This window comes from Actinomadura opuntiae (assembly GCF_030283205.1).
Classification (GTDB): domain Bacteria; phylum Actinomycetota; class Actinomycetes; order Streptosporangiales; family Streptosporangiaceae; genus Spirillospora.
On record NZ_JASNWF010000002.1, the window covers coordinates 253,169 to 280,163 of the forward strand.

A 26,995-nucleotide genomic window follows, 5' to 3' on the forward strand; every position below is an offset into this window, starting at 1 on the left:
TTCCCTTCACTCCCCGGCCTGGCTTCGGGGTCCATTTTTACCGCCTGTGCGGCGTTCGGGCGTCATCGGCGGCCGAGCGCCCCCGCCGGACCGGGGCCCGGCCGCCGGCCGCGCTCCCGCCGGCCGCCACCGGGTAGCGTCTGGGGCGATGCCGCGAACACCGCTCTCCACCGCCGTGCTGAACGAGCAGCGCGCCGCCGTGGGCCTGCCGCCCCACACCGGCCCGGACGAGCCCGCCGCGCTGCGCCGGGCGGCCCTGCAGACCCTCCTGGCGGCCCGCGACGCGGGCGGGGACGGGAGCGTGTCCCGCCCGGTCGTCCGGGGCGCCGTCCGGTTCCTGCTCGACCGGCTCGCGGAGCTGGCGCCCGGCCGGTCGGTGGAGGTGCGCGTCCCCCCGCACGCCGCGGTGCAGTGCATCGACGGCCCGCACCATACCCGGGGAACCCCGCCGAATGTGGTGGAGATGGACGCCGAGACCTGGATCGCGCTGGCGACCGGCCGGCTGAGCTGGGCCGACGCGCTCGCCGGCGGGCGGGTGCGGGCGAGCGGCTCCCGGGCGGATATTTCCGCCTACCTCCCGATCCCACTTGATTGATCCGAATTCGGTCGCTGAGCTGCGGTATTGGGCACCGAGTCCAATCCGAGGCGCATCAGGTCCGATGCGGGACTTGCCTCGGACGCCGGGCGCTGCGAGCGTGGGTGCCGACCATCGGGGCACCGCATGGGCGTGACGCCGTGCAGGAGGGTGGACCCGTGCTCGTTGCGCATTGGACGTTCGACGTCGAGACCGTGGACGGCCGCCGGGTGGCGGACGCCGCCGGAGGCGGGCCGGTCGCCGAACTCAACGACACCGCCCAGATCGTCCCGGGACGGGACGGCGAGGCGCTGAGCCTGGACGGGCGCGGCCGGGCGCTGATCCCCGCGATGCCGCAGCTCGTGCTGAGCCAGGTGTTCGGGTTCAGCGTGGCGTTCTTCGTCCAGGTGGTGGAGGGGCCCACCGGGGAGTGGCGCAGCCTGCTCTACAAGCCGGTGGGGGAGCACGACGCGCGCGCGCTTGGCATGTGGCTGTATCCCGACGCGATGCGCATGCGCGTCCAGCTGTTCACCGTCAAGGGCCCGGAGTACGTGGACAGCCACGCAAGGCTGACCCTGGGGGAATGGACCCATGTCGCGTTCGTCGTGGATCCCGAGGGGATGTTCCTCTACATCAACGGCCGTCTCGACGCCGGCCTGTCGCTGGAGCACGCCGTCGTGACGCCCGCCGGCCCCATCTACCTGGGCAGCGAACCCACCAAGCCTGGCTTCGGCGGCCTGATGGACGATTTCCGCGTGTACGCGTCCGCGCTCAACGCCGAGGCCGTGGTCGCACTGGCCGGCCAGGAGGAGCCGGGCTAGAGGCCGGTCAGGCGCCCGTCGTCTCGCGGGCGAACGGGAACTCGTGCTCGACGCACCCTCTGCGCGCATCGTCGTTCGGATAGCGGGACGTGTCCCCGCACATGGCCGCCTTGCTCAGCAGCCAGTACAGCGCCAGGGCGCCCAGCACCACGGCGATGCCGCAGCAGACGACCCCCACCACGGCGGGCCGCCGCTCGGACTCGCCGCGGACGAGCGCGACCGTCCCCAGGACGAGCCCCACGAGCGCCGGTACGAGCCCGAGAAGGCACAGCGCCAGCCCCAGGAGCCCGACGATGCCGAGCACCACGGAGGCCCGTGCCAGCCCGCTCCGCCGGGGCGGAGCGGGAGGCGAGTAGGTCTGGTACCCAGGCAGCGTCATGCGTTCCTCCACGTGTCGGCCACCAGATTTGCGCGCGGAGCCTGAAGGCCGTGCTCGCGGGGAGTAAAGGTCGGTTAAGGAGATCCACCGATCCGAGCAGGTGAAGGGGGCATCTAGACTGGCGCATGTGCCTCTCCGTGACGGACGTCTGAGCCACGACATCGATCCCTCCGACCGCCCCCCGCAGGACGCCTGCGGTGTTTTCGGCGTCTGGGTCCCTCCGGACCAGGCGCCCCGGGCAGAAGTGAGCAAGCTCACCTACTACGGCCTGTACGCGCTCCAGCACCGCGGGCAGGAGTCGGCGGGCATCGCGGTAAGCGACGGCTCCCGCATCGTCGTCTACAAGGACATGGGCCTGGTCGCCCAGGTCTTCGACGAGTCGGTGCTGAACACGCTGCGCGGCCACATCGCCGTGGGCCACTGCCGCTACTCCACGACCGGCTCGCCGACGTGGGAGAACGCGCAGCCCACGTTCCGCTCCACCGAGGCGGGCGGGCTGGCCCTCGTGCACAACGGCAATCTGATCAACACCCCGGACCTGGCCGCCCGGCTGGAGCCGGGCGTCCTGACCGCCACCACCGACACCGAGGTCCTGACCGCGCTGCTGGCCACCCGCGAGGGCGGCCCGCTCGCGGCGGCGCGGGAGATCCTCCCGGCCACCCGCGGCGCGTACTCCCTGGTCTTCATGGACGAGGGCGTGCTCTACGCGGCCCGCGACCCCGAGGGCATCCGGCCGCTGGTGCTGGGCTCGCTGGAGGACGGCGGCTGGGTCGTCGCCTCCGAGACCGCCGGCCTGGACATCGTCGGCGCCCGGTTCGTCCGGGAGATCGAGCCCGGCGAGCTGATCGCGATCGACGGCGGCGGCGTCCGCTCCGAGCGGTTCGCCGAGCAGCGGCCGAAGGGCTGCCTGTTCGAGTACGTGTACCTGGCCAGGCCCGACACCACGATCGCCGGCCGCAGCGTGCAGGCGACGCGGGTCGAGGTCGGCCGCCGGCTGGCCCGCGAGCACCCGGTCGAGGCCGACATGGTCATCCCGACGCCGGAGTCGGGCACCCCCGCCGCGATCGGCTACGCGGAGGCGTCCGGCATCCCCTACGGCCAGGGCCTGGTGAAGAACTCCTACGTCGGCCGGACGTTCATCCAGCCGTCGCAGACCATCCGCCAGCTCGGCATCCGGCTGAAGCTGAACCCGCTGCGCGAGGCGATCGAGGGCAAGCGGCTGGTGGTGGTGGACGACTCCATCGTCCGCGGCAACACCCAGCGGGCGATCGTGTCGATGCTGCGGGACGCGGGCGCCAAGGAGGTGCACGTGCGCATCTCCAGCCCGCCCGTGTCGTGGCCGTGCTTCTACGGCATCGACTTCGCCACCCGCGCCGAGTTGATCGCCGGGCACCTGTCGGTGGAGGAGATCCGCGACTCCATCGGCGCCGACACGCTCGGCTACATCTCCCTGGACGAGCTGATCTCCGCGTCGCGCATCCCCAAGGACAACCTGTGCCGGGCCTGCTTCGACGGCGTCTACCCCATCCCGGTGGACGACGCCGCCCGCGGCAAGCACCTGCTGGAGGTCACCCGATGACCTCCTACGAGGCCGCCGGTGTCGACATAGCGGCGGGCGAGCGCGCCGTGGAGTTGATGAAGTCCCGCGTGGCGCGCTCGCGGCGTCCCGAGGTCGTGGACGACGCCAGCGGCTTCGCGGGCCTCTTCGACGCCTCCGCCTTCCTGCGCTACAAGCGGCCGCTGCTGGCGACGTCCACGGACGGCGTCGGCACCAAGGTCGACCTGGCGCGGCGTCTCGGCGTCTACGACACGGTGGGGCACGACCTCGTCGGCATGGTCATCGACGACCTCGCCGTATGCGGGGCCGAACCGCTGTTCATGACGGACTACATCGCCTGCGGCAAGGTCGTGCCGGAACGCATCGCCGACATCGTCGGCGGTATCGCGGACGGCTGCGCGCTGGCGGGCTGCGCCCTGGTGGGCGGCGAGACCGCCGAGCATCCGGGTCTGCTGGAGGCCGACGAGTTCGACATCGCCGGCGCCGGGACGGGCGTGGTGGAGGCCGACGCGCTGCTCGGGCCCGAGCGGGTCCGGGCCGGGGACGCGGTCATCGCCATGGCGTCGTCCGGCATCCACTCCAACGGGTACTCGCTCGTCCGCCACATCCTGGCCACGAGCGACCTCGCGCTGGAGTCGGAGCCTTCGGAGCTGGGCCGCCCGCTCGGTGAGGAGCTCCTCACCCCGACCCGCATCTACGCGCAGGACTGCCTGGCCCTGACGCGGGCAGGGGGCGTCCGGGCGTTCGCCCACATCACCGGCGGCGGGCTCGCGGCGAACCTGGCGCGTTCCCTTCCGCCGACCGTGGACGCGGCGCTGCGCCGGTCGTCGTGGGAAGTCCCCGCGGTCTTCCAGGTCCTCCAGGGGCACGGCGACGTGCCGCAGGCGGAGATGGACAAGACGTTCAACCTGGGCGTGGGCATGGCCGCCATCGTCGCCCCGGAGGCCGCCGACGAGGCGCTGCGGCTGCTGGCGTCGCGCGGCGTGCCCGGCTGGCACCTCGGCGAGATCACCGAGGGCACCGGCCAGGCCGTGCTCGCCTGACCTGCCGCTAGCCCTGATCAAAAAAACAGCGCCCGATCGCCGCGCCCGCCGGCCGGTCCCGGAAACCTGGAGGACGGTCGGTGGTGCCCGGCGGGAAGACGCTGAGCGCGGCGCTGGCGCGTCCAGGGGACCGACGGGTCCACTGATGCGCCTGGGACGCCGAACGAACGCTCAGGGCGCCTCAGAGGCGCCGAGAGGTGAAATCCGGTGGTGAACGGACGCCGACCGAACGAACGCCACTGCCCGCGCGAGCGGGCAGTGGCGTCACGTCAGCCGGTCAACCGGAGGTGCCGTCCTTGCGCTCCTCGGCCCCGTAGTCATCGGCGAAGTCCGCGTACTTCTCGACGAGCTCGTCATAGTCGTCGCCGGAGTCGTTGACTCCGAGTTCGTGCTTCAGGCGGTCGAGGTCCGTGTTGCCGCTGTTGTACTTGAGCTGGCGGGCAACCTTCACCTGCTTGGCCTTGGCTCGGCCGCGACCCATTGGCTCGACCCCCTCGATGGTCAGGGCTTTCGTGGGCCCATCAACGCGCGCGTGTACCACACGAAGCGGTGCCTGATGAGCCATGCGTCAGTCACGGATACAACCGTACCCGTTTTGCGCCCGGCTCGGTACATCGACGGTACGTGGCGGCGCTCTTGTTGCGGAGAAGTCAGTGTATCCGGTGGTCAGGAGTTCGCCGCAGCGCCCTCGGTGAAGGACGCGCCGGGGGCGGAGGCGACGCGGCGTGACGATCGGAATACGCAACAGACCGCCGCGAGACCGATTAGGGGACCCCGCGGCGGCCTGGTGAGCGTTCGCTCAGAGGAGGATGCCGCGCAACCGGCCGATCTCCGACATCCGCCGCTCGGCGAGCCGGTCGGCCGCCACCGCCGGCGGGACGCCCTCGTCGGCGGCGAGCGCGAAGATCTTCCGGGTCGTGTCGTAGATCCCCGCGGCGCGCGCCTTGGCGCGGTCGAAGTTGAAGCCCTCGATCTCGTCCGCGACCTGGATCACGCCGCCGGAGTTGACCACGTAGTCGGGCGCGTACAGCACGTCGCGGTCGGCGAGGCGCTTCTCGATGCCCGAGTGGGCGAGCTGGTTGTTGGCCGCGCCGCAGACGACCTTCGCCGACAGCACCGGCACCGTGTCGTCGTTGAGGGAGCCGCCGAGCGCGCACGGCGCGTACACGTCCAGCTCGGTGCGGAGCATCTCGTCCTTGTCCGCGACGACGTCGACCTCCGGGTGCAGGGCCTGGACGCGTTCGACGGCCGCCTCGCTGACGTCGCAGATGACCACGTCCGCGCCGTCCTCGCGCAGGTGCTCCACCAGCCTGTGGCCGACCTTGCCGACGCCTTCCACCCCGACCCTCTTGCCGCGCAGGGACGGCGTGCCCCACACCGTCTCCGCCGCGGCGCGCATGCCCTGGAACACGCCGAACGCGGTGAGGATGGACGAGTCGCCCGCGCCGCCGTGCGCGACCGTCCGTCCGGTGACGAAACGGGACTCCCGTGCCACCACGTCCATGTCCTCGCTGTACGTACCGACGTCGCACGCCGTGTAATAGCGGCCGTTCAGCGACTGGACGAACCGTCCGTACGCGCGCAGGAGCGCCTCGGACTTGTCCCGGGCGGGGTCGCCGATGATGACGGCCTTGCCGCCGCCGAGGTCCAGCCCCGCCATGGCGTTCTTGTACGCCATGCCCCGGGACAGGTTCAGCACGTCGGTGAGCGCCTCCTCCTCCGACCCGTACGGGTAGAAGCGGGTGCCGCCCAGCGAGGGGCCGAGCGCGGTGGAGTAGATCGCGATGATCGCGCGCAGGCCGCTCGCCTCGTCCTGGCAGAAGACGACCTGCTCGTGTCGGGGCTCTGTGCCCTTGTGGGGCGACCCGAAGACATTAGGCACGGTAGTGCCCTCCTCTCTGTCTGTAGATCAGACTAAGGGTCGCCGGTATGGCGTGTTCGCGGCATCTTTCCGTCCGGTCCCGTGCCACGATGCGGTGGTGTTTCCGTACGCGGCGTACCTACGGGTATATGAACCGGTGACCGCCTTCCCGGAACCCGCGCGGACCCTGTGGACGGCCTACGCCGACTCCCGGCGGCGGCCCCGGCGGATCCACGCGCTCGGCGCCGAGCACCGCGACGCCGCGCGCCGCCTCGTCGGCGCGCCGCCGGAGGTCGCGCCGGACCGGGAGAGCCGGGACGCCTACGTCCGGCGCGTGGACGAGGCGATCTTCGTCTGCCCGTGGGAGACGCGGCTGCGGTCCTGGCTGGCGTTCGAGCGGTTCCGCGGCGAGCACGCGGCGGGGGTCGCGGCCGCGTTCGTCGCGCCGCCGCTGGCCGAGCGCGTCGCCCGCGACTTCGACCGGTGGAAGCGGACCGGCCGCTCGCTGCGGCCGCACATCCTGACCAGTACCTGGCACGTCCCGCTGGACTGGTTCGTGCCGTTCGCGCGCGGGGAGCGGTGCCTGATGCTGGGCGCGCCGGGCACCGGATACGGCGCGCCGGAGGACCCCGCGCGGGACGCGTCGCAGGAACATGCAGGTCATGGCCCTGCGACGGCGGCTCCGGCGCGTACCCTCATCTACGTCACCTCGATGGGGGAGGCGCGCCGCCGGGTCGCCGCCGCGTTGCCGGTGGTGCGCGAGAACCTCGGCGACGGGTCGGGGGAGGTGTACCTGCTGTCCGCGGGCCGGCTGGAGACGCTCGCCCGGTGGCTCGGGGAGTTCCATCCCCGGGCGCTGGTGGAGCTGGACTACGGCGGCCTCGTCCATCTGCTGGACGACCGGACGCTGCAGGCGGACGAGTCGGTGGCGGAGATGGCCGTCGCGCTCACCGGGATGGAGCGCGGTGAGGTCGAGCTGACCGTCGCGATGTACAAGCGTCTCCTGGCGCGCTGGAGGCCCGTGCGGGCCCTCGAATCGGCGAACTAAAACAAATTTCCCGAATCCGCGCGCGATACGACTATACGTGTCGCTAGAATCACGCAGCGTGACCCAGGCACCACAGGACACGCGCAGCTCCCGGCCCCGGCGGGGATGTTTGCACGCAACTACCGCCAGGAACTTGCTTGTTGCGCTGAGTGGTGGCAAGGTTACACGTTGTGATGTCATAGTGGCTCTTTCGGGCCATAGGGGACATCAGTGACCGCGCGAGGATCAATCGCAGGATCGCTGTCATCGGTCCACGGAGGAGAGGCCGCAAACATGTCAGCACGTACGCCAGAGGCCGAGCCCCTGCTGACGCCGGCGGAGGTGGCGACGATGTTCCGCGTCGACCCAAAGACCGTCACACGGTGGGCGAAGGCGGGAAAGCTCACGTCCATCCGCACGCTCGGCGGGCACCGGCGCTACCGCGAGGCGGAGGTGCGCGCGCTGCTGGCGGGCATCCCGCAGCAGCGGTCGGAGTAGCCGCTCCGGCCGGCCGGGCTCGAGCCGAGCCCTGCCGCAAGCACCCGGCCGAACAACTGGGGGGGCGGTCAGGAGGCCTCTGGACGACCTCGCGCGTCGCGTTTCGCGCGGGGACGGTGCGGCGGCCTCCTGGACGAACGGGCCGGGACCACGGTCATCCGAGAATCGCGGTCCCGGGCCGATCACCGTCCGGCCTGGATGTCCCGCTCGCAACCCACGCGGGCGGGACATCCTGTGCGCACGGACGACCCCGGTGAGCCAAGGTGACCCAGGGTGACCACGACCTGACTCCGCAGGAGTCTCAGGTGACGCCGTGGACCTCAGATGACCCTGTGCCTCGTGTGACCGGATGAGGCCACCGGTTCCTCCCGAAAGGGAAGAAACGGCCCGCGGTCAGACACTCATCTCTTCTTGGGCGAGACGGTCGAACAGCGCGCCGGTCGACGGGTCGTGCTTGCCCGCCACGTGCAGCATCACCACGAGCTGGTCCACCACGAGCCCCTCCAGCTCGGGACGGGACACGTCGCGGTTGTCCAGCCAGTCCAGGCCCGCGGTCTCGACGGCCGCCATCCACGAGCGCAGCGTGATGCGCAGGATCGGCGGCGGCGCCTCCATGTCCAGCGAGTGCAGGATCCGGTCCAGCAGCAGCTGCCGGATGCCGTCGACGATCTCCCCGACCTCCCCCGACCGGTCCGCCGGGCCGCCGCGCAGCAGCGCCGTGTAACCGGCCGCGTGGCTCTCCACGAAGTCGAAGTAGCGCTCCAGCGAGATCCGCAGCCGTTCCAGCGGCTTGCCCTCGGTGGGCGGCTCCAGCAGCACCGACAGCTGCTTGGCGGCGCTGCCGAGCGCCGCGAGGTACAGCTCGTACTTGCCGCCGAAGTAGTGGTAGACCAGCGCCCGCGAGGCGCCCGCGGCGGCCGCGACGTCGTCGATCGAGATGTCCTCCGGCGAGCGGGTGCTGAACAGCTGCAGCGCCGCCTCGATCAGTTCCTCTCGCCGTTCGTCCACGCTGAGCCTGCGGCGTCCTTGCCCGCCGCCCTGCCGGCTCCGCGCCTTACCGCCGGCCACCGCACGTTCTGCCACCTGGGCAGCGTATCCGAGGGCGGCGGGGACGGGCCGCCGCCGCACGCGCCCGCACGGGCTTTTCACCGGGTCGTGATCACGCTCGGCGCCGCTGTGATCCGGAACACCACAGGCCGCAACTGCCATTGTCGTATGCCCGTTACTCACTGTTGCGACGATTCGGGGCGAAGGAGGGGCATCATGGCATCTCCTCCGCGGCGCAGGAGGCGTGCCGGCCCCCCGCGGCGCGCCGCCGCGGCGGGACCCGCCAAGACCCTTTGAGGCATGCCTAGGCCCCCCTGGACGGAGTGCCATGTCAGCTGGTGAAGCAAGCCCCCCGCACGAGACGCCGGTCGCGGGACGGGGCGCGGTGCCCCCGCCGCGCGGCCCCGCTCCCGCGGCGCGCGGCGACGAGGGGAGGCCGGTGCCCGCGCCGAAACCGACCATCCGCAACGTCGCCGAGCGCGCCGGCGTCTCCAAGTCGCTCGTCTCGCTGGTGATGCGGGGGTCACCGCACGTGAGCGAGCGGCGCCGGCAGGCGGTGCTGCAGGCGGCCCGCGAGCTCGGCTACCGGCCGAACGCGGTGGCCCGCAGCCTGGTGGAGGGCCGCACCCGGCTGATCGGCGCGATCGTCGCCGACCTGCACAACCCGTTCTTCGCCGAGTTCCTGGACGGCCTGCAGGAGAGCCTGCACGGCGCCGGGCTGCGGATGCTGGTCGGCAGCGGCCGCTGGGACCCGCTGTTCGAGGCGGAGGCCGTCGAGGCGTTCCTGGAGATGCGGGTGGACGGGCTGGTGCTGCTCAGCGTCGTCCCCGAGTCGCTCAAGGAGGCCGCGGCGAGCGTCCCGGTGGTGGTCGTCGGCGAGCGCGACGTCGTCGGGGTCGACATCGTGGTGGACGACGACGAGCTGGGCGCGAGCCTCGCCGTCGACCACCTGGTCGGCCTGGGGCACCGGCGGATCGCGCACATCGAGGGGGCGCGCTCGACGACCGCGCGGTACCGCCGGGCGGGGTACGAGAAGGCGATGCACCGGCACGGGCTCAGCGAGGAGATCGTGGTCGAGCCCGGCGACTTCACCGAGGACGGCGGCTACCGCGCGGCCCGCGAGCTGCTGCGCCGCGAGCACCGGCCGACCGCGATCTTCGCGCCGAACGACCTGGTCGCCACCGGCGCGCTGTCGGCGGCCGACGAGCTGGACATGGCGGTGCCGGAGCAGCTGTCGATCGTCGGCTACGACAACACCCATCTCGCCGCGATCCGGCACATCTCGCTGACCAGCGTCGACCAGCCGCGCCGGGACATGGGCCGGGTGGCCGCCGAGCTGCTGACCGCGCGGATCGGCGACCCGTCCCGCGCCGCCAAGCAGAACCTCGTCGTCCCGCACCTGGTGATCCGTTCGACGACCGGCCCCGCTCCCGCCGTCTAGCGCGGCGCCCCCGGATCGCCGCGGCGGCCCCTAAACGGCGGCGCGTTCCTCGAAGTGGTGTGGCGCGGGTAAGGGGCTGGCCAAGCCTGCCGTATTCGGCGGCCCGCGCGCCCTTTGCGGCGCGTTAATGGACTCACCGCCCGGCGTGGCGGACGGGCGGCTCCGGTATAGGGCCGCCCGTCCCGCCGGGCGGACAGGTAAGGGTCGTGTCCACCCAAGGGGGTTCAGCTCGTGCGTGATCCGGAACTGGTGTCGTGCGCGCAGCGCGCGGCGAGCGAACTGGAGCAGGCGTGGTCGCAGTGGCGGCACGCGCGCGGCCTGGCCGAGCAGGTCTCGGAGTCGGTCGCCAGCTACGTCGCCCATTCGATCGACCACCCCTGGGGGCGGCCCCGCGTGGTCCTCGGCCTGGACGCCGACGAGGCGCGCGCCCTCGCCGCGCTGCTGGGCAAGGAGGACCCGCTCGTCTGACCCGCCCCTGACCCGCTGCCCCGCTGACCGGCTGGCCCGCGCCGTGACGGGGGGTCGCACCGGTCTTCCGGGGGACGGCGCCGCAGGGTCGTCCCGGTTGGCCGGGTACGGCCGGAACTCGCCGGACCCGTTTCGCCGACTTCGTTTGACGAACTCCCTCGGGTGTGCAGACTGTCAGGGTCGGTAACGAAGTCATCACGGGGGGACGGCCTGTGCGCATCCAACGAGGCGGCCCCGCGGCCGCCGGTCTCGCGCTGTGTCTCGGCGCCCTGGCCGCGTGCGGCGGGTCGTCCGGCGGCAAGGCGTCGCCGGCCGGTGACACCGCGGCCCCGCCGACCGCGGGCGCCACGACCGGCACCTCGGCGGGCGGTCCCGTCTCGCCGGAATCGTCCGGCGGACGCTCGCTGGCGGGCAAGGTCATCGTGATCGACCCCGGCCACAACGGCGGCAACGCCTCCCACCCGCGCGAGATCGCCAAGCAGGTCTACGTCGGCAACGGGACCAAGGAGTGCGACACCACCGGCACCGACACCGCCTCCGGCTACTCCGAGCACGCCTTCACCTGGGACGTGTCGAACCGGCTGGCGAAGATCCTGCGGTCGCAGGGCGCCAAGGTGACGCTGACCCGCAAGAACGACACCGGCGTGGGGCCGTGCGTGAACCAGCGGGCGGCGGTCGGCAACGAGGCGCACGCCGACGCCGCGATCTCCATCCACGGCGACGGCGCCGCCGCGTCCGGGCACGGGTTCCACATCATCGAGCCGCTGGCGGTCGGCAAGAACGCCAAGATCGTCGCGCCGTCCGCCAAGCTGGGCACGGCGCTGCGCGACGCGTACCACTCCGGCACCGGCATCGCCTACTCCACGTACCTGGGGACGAAGGCCATCGACCGGCGCAGCGACCTCGGCGGGCTGAACATGTCGACCGTCCCGAAGGTCTTCATCGAGTGCGGCAACATGCGCAACAAGGGCGACGCGGCCAAGATGACCAGCGCCTCCTTCCGCCAGCGCATGGCCGAATCCCTCGCGAAGGGCTTCCAGAACTACCTGAAGTGACGGCGTTGCGCGCCCCGCGGAAACCACGTCAGGGCGCGAGGTCGTGGCGGCCGGTCAGGACGGTGAGGCCGCCGGCGACGGCGAGCGTGGCGAGGACCGCGGCGAAGAGGGTGGCGCCCGCCGTCAGGCCGACGGCGTCGCTGAGGTAGCCGGCGGTGACCGGCAGGAGGCCGGCGGGGACGTAGCCGCCGATGTTGAAGGCGGCGTTGGCCTCGGCGAGGCGGCGCGGCGGGACGGCCGCGTTCAGCAGTGACAGGCCGCCGAGCTGGCCCATCCCCTGGCCGGCGCCCGCGAGGACGGCGGCCGCGGCGAGCGCACCGACCGACGCGCCGTGGACGGCGACGACGAGCGCGGCCATGGCGGCGGTCGTGCTGACGGCGCCGGCCACGAGGATCACGCGCCGCCGCAGCCCCTGGACGGCGAACTGCACGCCGGTCGCGGCGGCGAACATCACGAACGCCATGCTCCCGGCGACGATCCGGTTGCCGGTGCCCAGCAGCCCCGACAGCAGGGACGGGCCGAGCGACAGCACGAACGACGTCGCGGTGATGCCGGGCGCGAACACCGCGATCCCCAGCACGAGCCGCACGGCGCTCTCGCGCGGCACGCCGGGCACCCGGATCCAGGTCCTCGACGCGGGGCCGGAGGGGCGCGGCACCGGCATCCGCAGCACGACCAGGACGGCGGTGACCAGAAGCGCGGCCTCGACGGCGAACACGGTGGCGGTCGGCGCGGGAAGCGTCTCCGACAGCAGGCCGGCGAGAAACGGGCCGAGCCCGGCGCCGAAGACCATCGCGGACGAGGCGAGCAGGGCCGCCAGGCGGCGGCGGTGCGGCCCGGCGACGTCGGTGACGGCGGCCATGCCGGCGGACACGACCGCGCCGACCGCGATGCCCGTCAGCAGCCGCGCGACGATGAGCGCGGCCACCGTGGTCGCGGTCGCGAAGACGCCGCAGGCGACGAGGGCGAGGGCGAGCGCGGGCAGCAGCACGGGGCGGCGGCCGAGCCGGTCGGACAGCACGCCGGAGACCAGCAGCGAGCCGAGCAGCCCGACGATGTAGAACGCGAAGACCACCGTCAGCGTGCCCTTGGAGAAGCCGATGTCGCGCTGCCAGAGCACGTAGAGCGGCGTGGCCGCGTTGGACAGGACGAAGACGGCGGTGACGGGCCAGGCGGCGAGCCAGGCCCAGTAGGCGGGGACGCCTGCGTGCTGGGCCGCCCCCTCCCGGGCGCGGATCGTTCGGGCGTGCGGCATGGGGGTCCCTCCGAGCGGAGCAGTACGACTTTTTTCGAACATAGCATGCAGTACGATGAAACTCGTACAAGCGGGGAGAGGGGACCTGACCATGGCATCCACGGCATCGACGGCGTCCGCTGCATCGACCGCATCGGCTGGGCGGCCGGAGATCCGGGTGCTGCCGGAGCCGCCCGGCCTGCCCGCGCCGCTGCCGGAGCCGGCCGTCGAGGACCTCCGGCTGGAGACGGTGTTCGGCGCGCTGAGCGGCCCGCTCCGGCTGACCATCGTCCGCAAGCTCCTGCTGGAGCGCGAGGAGTTCGACCACCCCTGCGGCTGGTTCGGCTTCGACCGGCCGAAGTCCTCGCTCACCCACCACTTCAAGGCACTGCGCGAGGCCGGCGTCCTGCGCCAGCGCCAGTACGGCCTGGAGCGCCGCAGCGAGGTGCGCATCGACGACCTGAACGCCCGCTTCCCCGGCCTCCTCGACCTCGTCCTGGACTGGACGCCCGACCCGTCCTGAAGCCCGGCCCGACTCGCCGCCGCGAGTCGGGCCCGGCGCGCCGCCGGGGCGGGCAGGATGGGCGGATGGGTGATCTTCGGGAGTCGCTGCGCCGGGTCCGGGCCCTGTTCGGCGAGGCGGGCTACACCGTCGACGGGGTGCGGGGGCTGCTCGGGCCGGTCGCCGGGGGCGCGCTGGCGCGGGACGAGATCGTCCCGGCCTTGCGCGCGACGCGGGGCGGGTCGCCGCTGGAGGTCCTGACCAGGTTGTTCTGGTTGCAGGTGCCGGTGGACGCGTCGGCCATCGACGCCTCCGGCCTGCTCGCGGCCGGGCTCGTCGAGCGGTCCGGCGGGGAGGTGCGGGCGCTGCTGCACGTCGAGCCGCTGGAGTCGGTGAGCGGTGACGGGCACGCCGGATACGTGGTGTCGGACCTCAAGGTGCGGCCCGGTTCCGGCACGGTCCCGGCGGACGACCACGTCGTGGGGGCGGGCGGCGCGTCGGGGAATCTCGTCCGGCTGGTCGTCCACAAGCCTGTGGATAACGTGCTCGACCTCGGCACTGGATGTGGGGTCCAGGCGGTGCATCTGCACGATCGGCTGCACCCGGCGAGGATCACCGCGACGGACGTGAATCCGCGCGCACTGGAGCTGGCCGCGATGAGTTTCGAGCTGTCCGGAATGGACGGTGCCGAGCTGCTGGAGGGCTCGCTCCTGGAGCCGGTGCGGGGGCGGCGCTTCGACCTCGTCGTGTCGAATCCGCCGTTCGTGGTGGCGCCGTCCGGTGACCGCCGGTTCACCTACCGCGAGTCCGGGATGCCGGGCGACGACTTCTGTCGCCGGCTGGTCGGCGCGGCGCCGGAGCTGCTCGAGGACGGCGGATACTGCCAGCTCCTGGCCAATTGGCTGCACGTGGACAGCGTGCCGTGGGAGGAGCGCGTCGGCGCGTGGGTGGAGGGCTGCGACGCGTGGATCGTGCAGCGGGACGTCCAGGATCCGGCCGAGTACGCCGAGTTGTGGCTGCGCGATTCGTGCGAGGCGGGCACACCCGAATACCGGGCGCGCTACGACGCGTGGCTGGAGCACTTCGAGCGCCAGGGCGTCACCGGGATCGGGTTCGGGTGGATCACGTTGCGGCGCAGCGGGCGTCCGGCCGTCCGGATCGAGGAGCTGCGGCAGCCGGTCGAGCAGCCCGTCGGCGCCTATGTGGAAAGCGTTCTGGACGGGTTCGGGAACGCCGAAAAGTTTTCCACAGGCTGTGGACAGATGCTCCGGGCCGCGTCCGGTCTCGTCCAGGAACAGCTCGGCGCGCCGGGGGCCGAGGACCCCGAGCGGATCGTGCTGCGGCAGACCGGAAGGCTGCACCGCGCCGCCGGCGTCGGGACGGTCGAGGCCGCCCTAGCCGGCGTCTGCGACGGCAGCCTCCCGCTGGACCGGCTGCTCGACGCGATCGCCCAGCTCACCGGCCGGGACGCGGACCAGGTCCGGGCGCACGCCGGCGCCGTCCTGCCCGAGCTGGTCGCCGACGGCTTCTTCGAGGTGCCCTAGCGCCGGACGACGGCCTCCATCGCGCGCCCGAGGTCGCGGTACCGGTTGATCAGGACGGTGAAGCCGACCGCCAGGTACACCCCCGACAGCACCAGCCGCGCCTGCTCGGCCGGCAGCGCGAACTGGACCGCGAACAGGACGAACAGCAGCGCGGCCTCCCAGCGCCGCAGCACCAGGTCGATGAGCAGGCCGAGGCCGAGGACGGTCTGCGCGGCGGTCAGCAGCACCTCTTCCAGTTGCCGCGAGTCCAGCGGCAGCGACCAGCCGCCGCCGCCCGCCCGGTAGGCCAGCGGCAGGCTGCCGATCAGCAGCGTCCACTGGTTGACCTTGCTGGACAGCAGCGCGCCGATCGCGTCGGCGTCCCGCAGCCGCCACGCGAACACCACCGCGACGATCAGCTCCGGCGCCTCGGACGCCAGCGGCGCGAGCCACTGCACCAGCAGGAACTCGTCGACGCCGAGCGCGGACCCGGCGTCCACCAGCGAGTTCGCGAACGGCTCGGCGGAGATGAACACCAGGACCGCGCCGACCGCGAACCCGCCCCAGCTCGCGGTCCGGCGCAGCCGGCGCGGCAGCGTGACCAGCCAGGCGGGCACCCCGGCGAGGTTCTCCACGTCCTCGCCGCCGCCCCGCGCGATCCGGGCGAGGTAGACGGCGTACACGGCGATCAGGACGATCGCGATGTACCACCCGATCTCGGCGGTCAGCGCCGGGGTGAAGCCGAGCACGGTCGCGAGCGCGAGGAAGCCCAGTTCCGTCCGGTGGTGCGGGGCCAGCCGCACGTCCCGCCGCTCTCCGTCGGCCGGCCGTGCCCGCCGTCGGCCGTGCCGTCCGCGGCGCCGCGCCACCCGCCGCGCCCCGAGCGCGAACGCCAGCACGACCAGCGCCCAGCCGACCCCGACCAGGAGCCGGTTCGCGCCCGTCATGTTGGCCGCGGCATAGCCGGCGTAGTGCGGTTTCGAGCCCGCCGCGTACGCGTAGTACACGTCGACCGCGTACTCGGGCAGCACCGCGATCAGGGCGAGCAGCGCCAGCGCGAGCGCCCCGGACATGTCGGCGCGCGCCGTCTCGGTCGCCCACATCAGCAGGACGGCCGCCGCGAGCACCCCGGCGCCGTACACCACCGCGGCGGCCACGGCGGGCGGGTGCAGCCCGGCGACCCGCATCACCACCGCCGGCAGCGCGATGACCAGCGCGGCGCCGACGCGGGCGAGCAGCGTCTCGCGGGGCACCAGGTCACCGGGCATACCTGCACCGTGCCCGGCGGGCCACCGCCGATGCCCAGCCCGCGGCAAAGCGCCGATCTTCGTTGGTCAGCGGCGGGCGGCGGCGATGCCGGGGAACGCGCTGCCCTTCAGGCGGCGGGACAGGTCGCGCTGGACGCGGTGCGCCCACAGCGGCCCCCCGTAGATCATCCCGGTGTAGCCCTGGACGAGGGTGGCGCCGGCGCGGACGCGTTCCCACACGTCGTCGGCGTTCTCGACACCGCCGACGGAGACCAGGACGAGCCGGTCGCCGACCCGGGCGCGCAACCGGCGCAGCACGTCCAGCGACCGGTCCTTCAGCGGCGCGCCGGACAGCCCGCCGGTCTCCTTGGCGAGCGCGGGGTCGCTGCGCAGGCCGGACCGCTCGATCGTGGTGTTGGTGGCGATGATGCCGTCGAGGCCGAGGTCGAGCGCGAGGTCGGCGACCGCGTCGACGTCGTCGTCGGCGAGGTCAGGCGCGATCTTGACCAGCAGCGGGACGCGGCGCGGCGCGGACCGGTCGGCGGCCTCCCGGACGGCGCTCAGCAGCGGCCGCAGGTGCTCGACCGCCTGCAGGTTCCGCAGCCCCGGCGTGTTCGGCGAGCTGACGTTCACCACCAGGTAGTCGGCGTACGGGGCGAGCCGCTCGGTGCTCGCGACGTAGTCGGCGGCGGCCTCGGCCTCCGGGACGGCCTTGGTCTTGCCGATGTTGACCCCGACGATCGTGCCGGGACGGCGGTCGCGCAGCCGCGCCGCGGCGGCCTCGGAGCCGGCGTTGTTGAACCCCATCCGGTTGATGACCGCCCGGTCGCGGGGGAGCCGGAACAGCCGGGGGCGCGGGTTGCCGGGCTGCGGCCGTCCGGTCACCGTGCCGATCTCCACGTGGCCGAACCCGAACGCGCCGAGCGCCGCGTAGGCGACGGCGTCCTTGTCGAACCCGGCGGCGAGCCCGAGCGGGCTCGGGAAGTCCAGGCCGAGCGCGTGCACGGCGAGCGCCGGGTCGCGCGGGGCGAGGAGCCGCCGCAGCAGCGGCGCCGCGCCGGGCACCGCCTGGATCGCGCGCAGCGCCCGCATCGTCAGGTGATGCACGGTCTCCGCGGAGATCCGGGCGATGACCAGTGAGAACAGGAGTCGATACATCGCCGCCAGTATCTCAGCACCGGTCCGCCCGAAAACACGTCGCCCGGGCAAGGCCGGCGCGTGCGCCCGTCCAGGGCTCAGCGGCCGAGGAAGGTGCGGCGCAGGGTCCGGCGGACCTCGCGGCTCGTCTCGCGCATCGTCCGGCGGACGGCGCGCAGCGGGTCGCGGACGGTGACCCGCCAGGCCGCGCCGACGCCGCGTCCGATCGGGACCAGGACGTTCGTCCCGAACCAGCGGAGCGGGATCACCACCAGCACGCGGACGGGCGCGACGATCAGATGGCGCCACAGCCAGGACAGGACGCGGGCGGCGCGCCGCCACGTCCCGGTGATGCCCGCGCCGATCGGCGTCAGGACGTACCGCCACAGAGCGCGCACCGGGGCGACGACGAAGACGCGCAGCAGCCAGCCGAGGAGGCGCCCGGTCTGCCGCCACGACCACGCGACGCCCGCCGCGAACGCCCGCCACCCTGCGGCGATGCCGCGCCCGATCCAGCGGGCCAGCCAGGCGAGCCCGAGCATCGGCGGCCACAGGACGTACCGCCAGAGCAGGGTGAGCGGCAGCACGAGGACGACCGAGAGGACCCCGCCGATGCCGCGCAGCAGCCAGGCGAGCCCGCGCCCGATCCACGTCCCGAGCCAGGCGAGCCCCCGGCCGAGGGCGCGAAGTGGCCGGAGCAGGACGAGATCGAGGAAGCGCCCGATCGGTGTCAGCACGTACCGGTAGAGCCACCGGGCGGTGATCGCGATGCCGAGGCCGAGCATCCGCAGCGGCCACCACAGGGCGAGGCCGAGCGGCCGCAGCACCCACCGGTACAGCGCGACGGCGAGCGCCGCCGGGATCCGGCCGAGGAGCCGCGCGCACGCCGCGACGCCCCGTCCGACCGCCCTGAGCAGGTCGTACAGGAGCCGGAACGGCACCACGACGATCAGCGCGATGACCCGCGCCGGGACGACCAGCCACGCGGGACCGGCCGGCTCCGGGCGCTCGGGCTCGGGCGGCGGCACCTTGGCGAAGAGGCCGGGAGAGTCGGGGGAGGGCTGGCCGAAACGGTCGGGGATGGTCACTCCGTACCTCGATCGAGCTGTTCGTGGGCTTTTCCTGGGACGCGCCCGAGGTTGAACCCGTTCCGCGCCGTTCACCGTACTGCTCCTCGATCAGGACACTCATGGAGGCACGAGATGCGTTTCCCACGTTGGGCGATCCCCTCTGCGGCCGCCCTCATCGCGTCCGGGATGGTGCTGTCGGCCTGCGGCCAGGAGAACGGGAGCAAGCGAGGGAACGCGGCCTCGGGGAGCAAGGTCGCCGCGGATCCCTCGAAACCCGCCTCGCCGTCGCCGGCCGCCGCGCCGACGACCCTGGAGGTCGCCAGCGTCACCAAGCTCGGCAAGGTCGTCACCGACGGCCAGGGCAGGACCCTGTACCGCTTCGACAACGACACCGCGAAGCCGTCCGCGTCGACGTGCGCGGGCGCCTGCGCGAAGGCGTGGCCGCCGGTCTGGGCGACCACGACCGCCACCCGGGTCGAGGGCGTCGAGCAGTCGCTCGTCGGCAAGGTACGGCGGCCGGACGGCAAGTGGCAGGTCACGCTGAACGGCTGGCCGCTGTACCGCTACGCCAAGGACCAGAGCCCCGGCGACGTCAACGGGCAGGGCGTCGGCAAGAAGTGGTACGCGGCGGCGCCGACCGGCAAGAAGGCGCTGGCGCTCGCCCCGGCGAAGAAGACGAACCGGTGGAAGGGCTGGACGGTCGTCAAGGCCAAGAACGACCCGAAGTTCGGCATGATCCTCACCGACGGCGGCGGCCGGACCCTCTACCGCTACGACAAGGACACCAGCAAGCCGCCGAACTCCACCTGCTTCGGCGCCTGCAAGAAGGCGTGGCCGCCGGCGGTGTTCAACGGCTGGAAGCACCTCAAGCTCGAGGGCGTCAGCAAGAAGGTCGTCAACTTCATCGAGCGCAAGGACGACGGCAAGTGCCAGCTCACCATCAACGGCTGGCCCATGTACTACTACGAGAAGGACACCCGGCCGGGTGACACCAAGGGGCAGGGCGTCGGCGGCGTCTGGTGGCTGACCAGGCCGAGCGGCGCCAGGGTCATGACCGGCACAGGCGGCGGCTCCGGCGGCGGCTCCGGTTCGGGCTCCGGCTCTGGTTACGGGACGGGCGGCGGCTACTGAGCCGCAGAGCGCCGTCCCCCACAGGCGAAGGCGCGGGAGGAACGCGGGTCGGTCGGGGCCCGCGAGCCTCCCGCGCCTTCCTCACGCGTCTCCACACCCTCGAGCGCTGGTGCGTCTCCCTGAAAGAATCCGCTGGGCGGAAAAATCTGGAACCTAGCTGTCAGCAAGTGTCGGGATGCCATATGGCAGACAGCTAGGTAACTGCTCACTGAGCAGGTGTGACCAGCACTCCTGCCTGCTCGAAGAGTGGTGTGCTCGCAGCGTGCCGTGCCCCGGACTGCACCATGGCATGTTGACATATGTCGCTCTGCCCTACGCTGTCGACCAGGTAGCTTCCAAATATCAGCCTAAGGTGCGATCCTAGAGGTGGCCACCGGGTCTCGTACAGATACGAGCCCCCATCGGGGCGAGGGCGTCATGTCGACAATCCCAGCAACGCCGTCTACGCAACGAGACGGAGGGCGTCCCTATAGTGAGCAGGGCGCATCTTCTGCACGTTTGTTGTTCAGATTGCTGCTCGCCGTCGACATCCAGGGCTACAGCGCGCGCTCTCCTCGCATGCAGTTGCAGGCCCAATCTGACTTGCTGGGGGCGCTCGAGCAGGCGGCGGCGGAGGCGAGATTGGATCGTGGCCAATGGCTGCAGCAGGTCAGCGGGGACGGAGAACTCGCAGTACTGCCGCCGGACGCGGACATCGTGACCGTCGTCGGGGTCTTCACCATGGCGCTGGAACGCGCTCTCCGTGAGATGAGCGCCACCGGCGATTCCGCCCGTAGGCTCCGGGTACGACTGGCCCTCCACTATGGGGCATTGGTCATGGGGCGGTCGGCCTCGTTCGGTCCGGCGGGCGACGCGCCAGTCGTGGTGAGCCGGCTGCTCGACGCCCGCCCAGTGCGGCGTTACCTGGCCGTTCACCCGGATCGCAATGTCGCGCTGATCATCTCCGACAGCATCTATGATCAGGTCGTCTGCAGTGGCTTCTGTGCGCTACTGCCGGAGGAGTTCCAGTCCGTCCGGACCACGGTCAAAGGACTGCCGTATCAGGGTTTCGTCTACGATCCTGACCAGCTCGGTGATGCGGGAGTGAGGAGATAGGGGATCTGGTGACGGAAGGGGGTTTCCTCGCACGGGTACGAACGCGGAAGCCTGTCATCGGCAACGAATCGCGTGAAGTAGATACCACCAGTCAGCTCGAGTGATGACGAGGACGGGGCCCGATCGGTTCTTGGAGTCGCGCACGTAAACCGCCTCATCGCGGCATGCGATCTCGATGCAATTGCCGCCCGAGCCGGTATAGGTGCTCGTATGCCACTGGAGGTCTGCGGGTATCGGGCGCGGCAAGTCCGGTCTCCCTTCGAGTGCTGCTCAAGCCACCGCTGGGCACGCCGAACCGCACGAGCTGAAGCAGTCTCGATGCCACAAGCGCACCAAGGTCTTCGAGGGACGCTCCAACACCCTTGGTGGAGGCGTGCCGTTTCGGTGTCCGACAGCACAAGACACGAGATCTTGCTCTGGCTTGTCAGATCACAGTGTAAGCCGCCGTTTCAGGCGAGACCATGAGCGCTGAGTGAGCGGTTGACCGCAGTGCGACGCGGGATTTCCCTTTTCGGGGCTACGCTAGAGAGCGGCGTCCATCTCGTTGGCGAGCTGGTTGAGCAGCACCGCAGTACCTTCTGGTCTGAGCGATATCTTGCGCAACTCCTCGAAGCGCTCCCTGTACGATGTGATCGCCTCTTGGAGATCGCGCGTCACTCGCATAAATCCAGGGCTTTCCAAATGCAGGACGTCGTCGTCTTCGGCGGCCGGGAATTCCAGAATAGTAAAGGAGCCGCGTAGACCAGGGTAGACGCCGGCGCTGAACGGAACGACCTCGATGGTGATGTGCGGTCGGCTGGCCAGATCGACAAGGTGGCGCAACTGGTTGCGCATGACCCGGGGGCCCCCGATCTGGCGCCGGACAGTGGCTTCGTCCAGGATAAAGAGCAGCAAGGGCGGATTCTCGCGTTCCAGAATCTCCTGGCGGCGCATTCGGACTTCCACGAGCGGTTCCACGTCCCCGGCCTGCTCTGGCGGGAGATCTCCACCGATGTACTCCTGTGCATACTCCTGGGTCTGCAGGAGGCCGGGGAGGATCAAGTTCTCGTACTGTCGAACAATACTGGCGGCCGATTCGTATCCGATCAGCTCGTAGTACTGCGGTGAAAGGATCTTCCGATAACCGCTCCACCAGGCGCGCTCGCGGGCCGATCGGGCGAGCTCCACCAACTCGGCCACGCGGTCGTCGGCCACGCGGTAGAGGGCTAGCAGAGCCTTGAGGTCGGTAGTGGAGATGTTGACCGACCCTGACTCAATTCTGATCACTTTCGACAGAGACCAGTCAAGGTTCTCGGCGACCTGCTCCTGGGTGAGGCCGGCCTCGGCGCGCGACCTGCGCATTTCAGCGCGCAGGCGTCGCTGGCGCACCGTGGGACTGTTGGCCGCGGGCACCGGCAACCCCTTTGATCGCGGTCAGAGCGGGGCGGCAACTTGACATCCGGCCATGCGCCAGCCCGCAGATTGCAACGTGGCTTTCAGCCTACCTCAGACCCCGAGACGCAGCGTCTGTTTCCCGTGGCAGGAGCAGGTCAATGTTTCTCAATGGGACCGGCAGAAAAGTCACGTCTCCGCACTGGCCGTCGTGGGCGGGACATATGGGACGCCCGAGTTGCCGGCGAGCTTGGCCAGGGGGTTGGCGTGGCCGTGGACGCCGTGCTCGTAGGCCGTCTCGGCGTGCAGGGCGAGGTCGACGCCGTTGGTCTCCTCCTCGGCGGACACGCGGAAGCCCATCAGCTTGTCGATCAGCTTGCCGACCGCGAACGTGACGGTGAAGGCGAACAGGCCGACGACCGGGACGGCGACGGCCTGCTTGCCGAGCTGGACGGCGCCGCCGCCGGTGAGCAGTCCGGACGCGCCGCCTGTCATCGAGCGGACGGCGAGCAGTCCGATGAGCAGTGTGCCGATGATGCCGCCGACCAGGTGGACGCCGACGACGTCGAGGGAGTCGTCGTAGCCGAGCTTGTGCTTCCAGCCGACCGCGTAGGAGCAGACGACGCCCGCGACGAGTCCGACGGCGAGCGCGCCGAGGACGTTGACCGACCCGCAGGACGGGGTGATCGCGACGAGCCCGGCGACCACGCCGGACGCGGCGCCGAACGTGGTGGGCCGGCCGTCGCGGCGCTGCTCGACCAGCAGCCAGCCGAGCAGGCCGGTGCAGCCGGCGGCGAGGGTGTTGAGGAAGACGGCGGCGGCGGTCCCGTTCGCGGCGAGCGCGGAGCCGGCGTTGAAGCCGAACCAGCCGAACCACAGCAGCCCGACGCCGAGCAGCACCATCGGCAGGTTGTGCGGCCGCATCGCCTCCTTGCGGAACCCGATGCGGGGGCCGAGGACGAGCGCCATCGCCAGGCCGGACGCGCCTGAGGCGATCTCGACGACGAGGCCGCCCGCGTAGTCCAGCGCGCCGAGGTCGGCGATCCAGCCGCCGCCCCACACCCAGTGCGCGATCGGCGCGTAGACGACCAGCGCCCACACCGGGACGAACACCATCCAGGCCGAGAACTTGGCGCGGTCGGCGATGGCGCCGCTGATGAGCGCGGTGGTGAGGATCGCGAAGGTCAGCTGGAAGGTGACGAACAGCAGCGCCGGGACGTGACCATGGGGTGTCGCCGGGGTGATGCCCTTGAGACCCGCGTGCTGCAGTCCGCCGAGCAGGCCGAGCCCGCCGAGGTCGGGGCCGAACGCGAGGCTGTAGCCGGCGGCGAGCCAGGCGACGGTGACCAGCGCGACCGAGACCAGGCTCATCATGATCATGTTGAGCGTGCTCTTGGCGCGCACCATCCCGCCGTAGAACAGCGCGAGTCCCGGCGTCATCAGCAGGACGAGCGCGGTGCTGGCGAGCAGCCACGCGGTGTCGCCCGCGTCGATTCCCTTGGGCACGGCGTCTCCCCCTTCGCGGGTCCGGTGTCCGGCATCGAGAATCACCCGTGTCCGTTTCATGTCTTATGCCGCTTTGTTTCGGCTGTGTTTCATGTTGCCGTTGCGTTGCCTTCTGCTCACCGCTCACTCTTCGCGTCTCGACAGTTACGCATTCCGGTGTTCTCATGAGATCGGACCCGCCATGGATGCGTTCCGGCGAAGCGCCCGCACGTGGTGGGTGGCTTCGGGAGGCCTGATGGTCGAGGGAGTCGGACGAGCGGAACGAACCGAACCGAACGGTCCACGGGGGCACCGGAGGACCAGGCCGGCAGAGCGGAAGAGGGCGGCACTGCGCGCGGGGGTCGCGCTGGCACTGGCGGGGAGCGGCCTGGCGGCCTGCGGAGGCGGCGGGACCCCCACCCTGAACTGGTACATCAACCCCGACAACGGCGGACAGGTCAAGCTCGCCGAGGCCTGCTCCAAGGCGTCCGGCGGCGAGTACCGGATCAAGACCTCGCTGATGCCGGACGACGCCACGCAGCAGCGCGAGCAGCTCGTCCGGCGCCTGGCCGCCAAGGACGACGGGCTCGACCTGATGAGCCTCGACCCGGTGTTCGTCGCGGAGGCCGCCAACGCCGGGTTCCTGCGCGCGTTCCCGGCCGGGCAGGCGGCGCAGTTCACGCAGGGGGTGTTCCCGGCGGCGGTGCAGAGCTCCACCTGGGACGGGAAGCTGTACGCCGCGCCGTTCTGGGCGAACACGCAGCTGCTCTGGTACCGCAAGTCGGTGGTGAAGAAGGCCGGCGTCGATCCGAACGCGCCCGACTTCACCTGGGACAAGATGATCGACGCGGCGCTGCGCACCGGCAGCACGGTCGGCGTGCAGGCCAACAAGTACGAGGGCTACATGGTGTGGATCAACGCCCTCGTCGCGTCCGCCGGCGGCCGCATCGTCAGCGAGGCCGGCAAGGGCGACGACGCGAAGATCGAGATCGACTCGCCGGCCGGGCGCGCCGCGGCGACCGTCGTCCACCGGCTGGCGACGTCGCGGGCGGCGAGCCCGACGCTGTCCACCGACATCGAGGAGCAGGCCCGCGCCCTGTTCAACGGGGCGCGCGGCGGGTTCATGGTCAACTGGCCCTACATCTGGGCCGCCGACGCCAGCGACGCCAAGGCGGGCGTGATCGGCAGGACGGTCCCGTCCGACATCGGCTGGGCGAGGTACCCGAAGATCGCGCCGGGCCAGGACAGCAAGCCCCCGTTCGGCGGCATCGAGGTCGCGATCGGCGCGTACGGCAAGTACAAGGGCACCTTCGCGGTGGACGCGGTCACCTGCATCACCTCCACCGAGCACCAGAAGGAGTACATGCTCGGCGAGGGCAACCCGGCGGCGCGTCCCGCGGTCTACGACGACCCGGAGATCCAGAAGCAGTTCCCGATGGCGGGGCTGATCCGCGACTCGATCAACGCGGCGGTGCCGCGCCCGATCACGCCGTACTACACCGACGTGTCCGGCGCGATCCAGAGCCGCTGGCACCCGCCGGCGTCGGTGAACCCGAACTCGACGCCGCGCGAGTCCGCGAAGTTCGTCCACCAGGTCCTGCGCGACCAGCGCCTGCTCTGAAGGGACCGACGATGACCGCAGTGCAAACCGCCCCGGCGGCCGGCAGGTCCGCGGCCGGGCGGGCGGAGATCTCCGACCGCGGCCGCGCCGAACGCCGGCTCGGCCTGCTGCTGTCCGCCCCGGCCGTGATCGTCATGCTGGTGGTGACCGCGTACCCGCTGGTCAACGCGGTGTACCTGTCGCTGTTCAGCTACCGGATCACCGCGCCGGAGGACCGCCGCTTCGTCGGCCTCGCCAACTACGGGACGGCGCTGTCCGACCCGCTGTTCTGGCAGGACGTCCTCACCACGTTCGTCATCACGTTCGTCACCGTCGCCGTGGAGCTGGTCATCGGCTTCGCGCTCGCGATGGTGATGCACCGGGCGATCTTCGCGCGGCGCACCGTCCGGACCGCGATCCTGCTGCCGTACGGGATCGTCACGGTGATCTCGGCGTTCGCCTGGAAGTACGCCTTCGACCTGCAGTCGGGGTTCGTGAACTCCTGGTTCGGGCTCGGCGACTACGCCTGGTTCTCCGGCCGCTGGTCGTCGATGTTCGTGATCATCCTGTCGGAGATCTGGAAGACGACCCCGTTCGTGTCGCTGCTGCTGCTCGCCGGCCTGGCGCAGGTGCCGGGCGACCTCGGCGAGGCGGCGACGGTGGACGGCGCCACGGCGTGGCAGCGGCTGCGCCGGGTGACGATCCCCAACATGAAGGCCGCGATCCTGGTCGCGGTGCTGTTCCGCTCGCTGGACGCGTGGCGGATCTTCGACAACGTCTTCGTCATGACCTCCGGCCAGCAGAAGACCGAGACGCTGTCGTTCCTCACCTACCGGCAGACGATCACCCGGACCGCGATCGGGCTCGGCGACGCGGTCGGGGTGCTGCTGTTCCTGTCGGTGGTCCTCATCGCGGTCGTGTTCATCAAGGGGTTCCGGGTCGATCTGGCGCAGGCGCGCGGCGAGCGCGGGGGAGGCGGCAAGTGATGGAGACCGCCCGTTCGAAATGGCTGTGGGCCGTCGCGTCCCTGCTGATCCTGGTCTGGACGGTGTTCCCGATCCTGTGGATCGTGATGCTGTCGTTCAAGCAGCCCGGCGAGATCGGCAACCAGAAGGGCTTCCTGCCGCACCACTGGACCTGGGACAACTACCGGACGGTCTTCAAGACCGACCTGTTCACCTCCGCGCTGGTCAACTCGATCGGCATCTCGGTGATCGCCACCGTGATCGGCGTGGTGTTCGCCACGCTCGTCGCGTACGCGATCGCCCGGCTGGAGTTCCCCGGCAAGAAGGCGATCCTGTCGTTCGCGCTGGCCATCGCCATGTTCCCGGTCGTGTCGCTGGTCGGGCCGCTGTTCGACCTGTGGCGCGACGTCGGCCTGTACGACACCTGGCCCGGCCTGATCATCCCCTACATCTCGTTCGCGCTGCCGCTGGCGATCTGGACGCTGTCGGCGTTCTTCCGCGAGATCCCGTGGGAGATGGAGCAGGCCGCGCAGGTGGACGGCGCGACGACCTGGCAGGCGTTCCGCAAGGTGATCGTCCCGCTGGCCGCGCCCGGCGTGTTCACCGCCGCGATCCTCACGTTCTTCTTCTGCTGGAACGACTTCGTGTTCGGGATCTCGCTGACCTCGTCGGACCGCGCCCGGGTCGTCCCGGCCGCGCTGGCGTTCTTCACCGGCGCGTCGGAGTTCCAGCAGCCGACGACGGCCATCTGCGCGGCGGCGGTCGTGGTGACCGTCCCGATCGTCGTCATCGTCCTGGCGTTCCAGCGCCGCATCGTGGCCGGGCTGACGTCCGGCGCAGTCAAGGGCTGAGGGCCCGAGGGG

At 71.4% G+C, this 26,995-nt stretch carries 27 protein-coding genes; 16 read left to right on the top strand and 11 right to left on the bottom strand.

Translation table 11 applies throughout. The annotated features are described in order from the left end of the window. The first annotated feature begins 148 nt into the window (after window positions 1-148). Together QP089_RS04640 and QP089_RS04645 are read left to right on the top strand one after the other, a co-directional pair. The gene (locus tag QP089_RS04640; RefSeq protein WP_285910007.1) at window positions 149-595 is read left to right on the top strand and encodes a sterol carrier family protein; all 447 of its coding nucleotides are present in this window, start codon (window positions 149-151) and stop codon (window positions 593-595) included. Between the two features lie 158 nt (window positions 596-753). Next, complete coding sequence (locus tag QP089_RS04645; RefSeq protein ID WP_285910008.1) at window positions 754-1,395, top strand: LamG domain-containing protein; 642 nt, start codon at window positions 754-756, stop codon at window positions 1,393-1,395. Between the two features lie 7 nt (window positions 1,396-1,402). Here QP089_RS04645 and QP089_RS04650 read toward each other — a convergent pair whose 3' ends face one another. Continuing rightward, on the bottom strand, window positions 1,403-1,774 hold the full coding sequence (locus QP089_RS04650) for a hypothetical protein (RefSeq protein ID WP_285910009.1): 372 nt from the start codon (window positions 1,772-1,774) through the stop codon (window positions 1,403-1,405). A 127-nt stretch (window positions 1,775-1,901) separates the two neighbouring features. Between QP089_RS04650 and purF the strand changes: the two genes are divergently transcribed. Both purF and purM read left to right on the top strand, forming a co-directional pair. Then, complete coding sequence (gene purF, locus QP089_RS04655; protein ID WP_285910010.1) at window positions 1,902-3,353, top strand: amidophosphoribosyltransferase; 1,452 nt, start codon at window positions 1,902-1,904, stop codon at window positions 3,351-3,353. Next, window positions 3,350-4,375 carry a phosphoribosylformylglycinamidine cyclo-ligase gene (purM, locus tag QP089_RS04660; RefSeq protein WP_285910011.1) on the top strand — a complete coding sequence of 342 codons (1,026 nt, stop codon included), beginning with the start codon at window positions 3,350-3,352 and terminating at the stop codon, window positions 4,373-4,375. Before purF ends, purM begins: the two co-directional genes overlap by 4 nt. Window positions 4,376-4,652: 277 nt before the next feature. On the opposite strand, the gene QP089_RS04665 is transcribed toward purM, so the two are convergent. Together QP089_RS04665 and QP089_RS04670 are read right to left on the bottom strand one after the other, a co-directional pair. Beyond that, window positions 4,653-4,856 carry a DUF3073 domain-containing protein gene (locus QP089_RS04665; protein WP_285910012.1) on the bottom strand — a complete coding sequence of 68 codons (204 nt, stop codon included), beginning with the start codon at window positions 4,854-4,856 and terminating at the stop codon, window positions 4,653-4,655. A 318-nt stretch (window positions 4,857-5,174) separates the two neighbouring features. Then, window positions 5,175-6,257, bottom strand: coding sequence for a Leu/Phe/Val dehydrogenase (locus QP089_RS04670; RefSeq protein ID WP_285910013.1), 1,083 nt, complete (start codon window positions 6,255-6,257; stop codon window positions 5,175-5,177). A 97-nt stretch (window positions 6,258-6,354) separates the two neighbouring features. Here QP089_RS04670 and QP089_RS04675 point away from each other — a divergent pair, with 97 nt between their 5' ends. Continuing rightward, window positions 6,355-7,284 (top strand): DUF8083 family protein, encoded by a 930-nt coding sequence (locus QP089_RS04675; RefSeq protein ID WP_285910014.1) that lies wholly within the window; start codon window positions 6,355-6,357, stop codon window positions 7,282-7,284. Window positions 7,285-7,557: 273 nt separating this feature from the next. Next, complete coding sequence (gene bldC, locus QP089_RS04680) at window positions 7,558-7,761, top strand: developmental transcriptional regulator BldC (protein ID WP_012850682.1); 204 nt, start codon at window positions 7,558-7,560, stop codon at window positions 7,759-7,761. Window positions 7,762-8,154: 393 nt separating this feature from the next. On the opposite strand, the gene QP089_RS04685 is transcribed toward bldC, so the two are convergent. Further along, entirely contained in the window at window positions 8,155-8,844 is a 690-nt protein-coding gene (locus QP089_RS04685; protein WP_285910019.1) for a TetR/AcrR family transcriptional regulator, read from the bottom strand. Between the two features lie 403 nt (window positions 8,845-9,247). On the opposite strand from QP089_RS04685, the gene QP089_RS04690 reads away from it, so the two are divergent. The 3 genes from QP089_RS04690 to QP089_RS04700 all read left to right on the top strand — a co-directional run bounded on the left by QP089_RS04690 (window position 9,248) and on the right by QP089_RS04700 (window position 11,772). Next, complete coding sequence (locus QP089_RS04690; RefSeq protein ID WP_285910020.1) at window positions 9,248-10,249, top strand: LacI family DNA-binding transcriptional regulator; 1,002 nt, start codon at window positions 9,248-9,250, stop codon at window positions 10,247-10,249. 231 nt (window positions 10,250-10,480) lie between these two features. Continuing rightward, window positions 10,481-10,717, top strand: a complete 237-nt coding sequence (locus tag QP089_RS04695) for a hypothetical protein (RefSeq protein WP_285910021.1) — start codon at window positions 10,481-10,483, stop codon at window positions 10,715-10,717. A gap of 212 nt (window positions 10,718-10,929) precedes the next feature. Further along, entirely contained in the window at window positions 10,930-11,772 is an 843-nt protein-coding gene (locus QP089_RS04700) for an N-acetylmuramoyl-L-alanine amidase (RefSeq protein WP_353070522.1), read from the top strand. Window positions 11,773-11,800: 28 nt separating this feature from the next. On the opposite strand, the gene QP089_RS04705 is transcribed toward QP089_RS04700, so the two are convergent. Then, a complete protein-coding gene (locus QP089_RS04705) occupies window positions 11,801-13,027 on the bottom strand; it encodes an MFS transporter (protein ID WP_285910022.1) in 1,227 nt (408 codons plus the stop codon). Between the two features lie 91 nt (window positions 13,028-13,118). Here QP089_RS04705 and QP089_RS04710 point away from each other — a divergent pair, with 91 nt between their 5' ends. Together QP089_RS04710 and QP089_RS04715 are read left to right on the top strand one after the other, a co-directional pair. Then, window positions 13,119-13,529, top strand: coding sequence for an ArsR/SmtB family transcription factor (locus QP089_RS04710; protein ID WP_285910023.1), 411 nt, complete (start codon window positions 13,119-13,121; stop codon window positions 13,527-13,529). Window positions 13,530-13,594: 65 nt separating this feature from the next. After that, entirely contained in the window at window positions 13,595-15,052 is a 1,458-nt protein-coding gene (locus QP089_RS04715) for a DUF7059 domain-containing protein (protein WP_285910024.1), read from the top strand. Here QP089_RS04715 and QP089_RS04720 read toward each other — a convergent pair. The 3 genes from QP089_RS04720 to QP089_RS04730 form a co-directional block, all read right to left on the bottom strand. Then, complete coding sequence (locus tag QP089_RS04720; protein WP_285910025.1) at window positions 15,049-16,299, bottom strand: sodium:calcium antiporter; 1,251 nt, start codon at window positions 16,297-16,299, stop codon at window positions 15,049-15,051. The genes QP089_RS04715 and QP089_RS04720 overlap by 4 nt on opposite strands. Window positions 16,300-16,365: 66 nt before the next feature. Then, window positions 16,366-17,436 (bottom strand): quinone-dependent dihydroorotate dehydrogenase, encoded by a 1,071-nt coding sequence (locus tag QP089_RS04725; protein WP_285910027.1) that lies wholly within the window; start codon window positions 17,434-17,436, stop codon window positions 16,366-16,368. A 77-nt stretch (window positions 17,437-17,513) separates the two neighbouring features. Further along, window positions 17,514-18,503: a hypothetical protein gene (locus tag QP089_RS04730; RefSeq protein ID WP_285910029.1), complete on the bottom strand. Its 990-nt coding sequence runs from the start codon at window positions 18,501-18,503 to the stop codon at window positions 17,514-17,516. A 114-nt stretch (window positions 18,504-18,617) separates the two neighbouring features. Between QP089_RS04730 and QP089_RS04735 the strand changes: the two genes are divergently transcribed. Further along, the gene (locus QP089_RS04735; RefSeq protein WP_285910030.1) at window positions 18,618-19,616 is read left to right on the top strand and encodes a hypothetical protein; all 999 of its coding nucleotides are present in this window, start codon (window positions 18,618-18,620) and stop codon (window positions 19,614-19,616) included. 510 nt (window positions 19,617-20,126) lie between these two features. Next, complete coding sequence (locus tag QP089_RS04740; protein WP_285910032.1) at window positions 20,127-20,711, top strand: nucleotidyl cyclase domain-containing protein; 585 nt, start codon at window positions 20,127-20,129, stop codon at window positions 20,709-20,711. 54 nt (window positions 20,712-20,765) lie between these two features. Here QP089_RS04740 and QP089_RS04745 read toward each other — a convergent pair whose 3' ends face one another. The 3 genes from QP089_RS04745 to QP089_RS04755 all read right to left on the bottom strand — a co-directional run bounded on the left by QP089_RS04745 (window position 20,766) and on the right by QP089_RS04755 (window position 23,588). Beyond that, window positions 20,766-20,957 (bottom strand): DUF397 domain-containing protein, encoded by a 192-nt coding sequence (locus tag QP089_RS04745; protein WP_285910033.1) that lies wholly within the window; start codon window positions 20,955-20,957, stop codon window positions 20,766-20,768. A 276-nt stretch (window positions 20,958-21,233) separates the two neighbouring features. Continuing rightward, a complete protein-coding gene (locus QP089_RS04750; RefSeq protein ID WP_285910034.1) occupies window positions 21,234-22,103 on the bottom strand; it encodes a helix-turn-helix domain-containing protein in 870 nt (289 codons plus the stop codon). A 168-nt stretch (window positions 22,104-22,271) separates the two neighbouring features. Beyond that, on the bottom strand, window positions 22,272-23,588 hold the full coding sequence (locus QP089_RS04755; protein WP_285910035.1) for an ammonium transporter: 1,317 nt from the start codon (window positions 23,586-23,588) through the stop codon (window positions 22,272-22,274). A gap of 235 nt (window positions 23,589-23,823) precedes the next feature. On the opposite strand from QP089_RS04755, the gene QP089_RS04760 reads away from it, so the two are divergent. From QP089_RS04760 to QP089_RS04770, 3 genes are read left to right on the top strand one after another with little or no spacing between them, the layout of a single operon-like run. Beyond that, window positions 23,824-25,188 carry an extracellular solute-binding protein gene (locus QP089_RS04760; RefSeq protein ID WP_285910036.1) on the top strand — a complete coding sequence of 455 codons (1,365 nt, stop codon included), beginning with the start codon at window positions 23,824-23,826 and terminating at the stop codon, window positions 25,186-25,188. Between the two features lie 11 nt (window positions 25,189-25,199). Then, a complete protein-coding gene (locus tag QP089_RS04765) occupies window positions 25,200-26,153 on the top strand; it encodes a carbohydrate ABC transporter permease (protein ID WP_285910037.1) in 954 nt (317 codons plus the stop codon). Next, the gene (locus QP089_RS04770) at window positions 26,153-26,983 is read left to right on the top strand and encodes a carbohydrate ABC transporter permease (protein WP_285910038.1); all 831 of its coding nucleotides are present in this window, start codon (window positions 26,153-26,155) and stop codon (window positions 26,981-26,983) included. The genes QP089_RS04765 and QP089_RS04770 overlap by 1 nt, the downstream gene beginning before the upstream one ends. Window positions 26,984-26,995 lie beyond the last annotated feature (12 nt).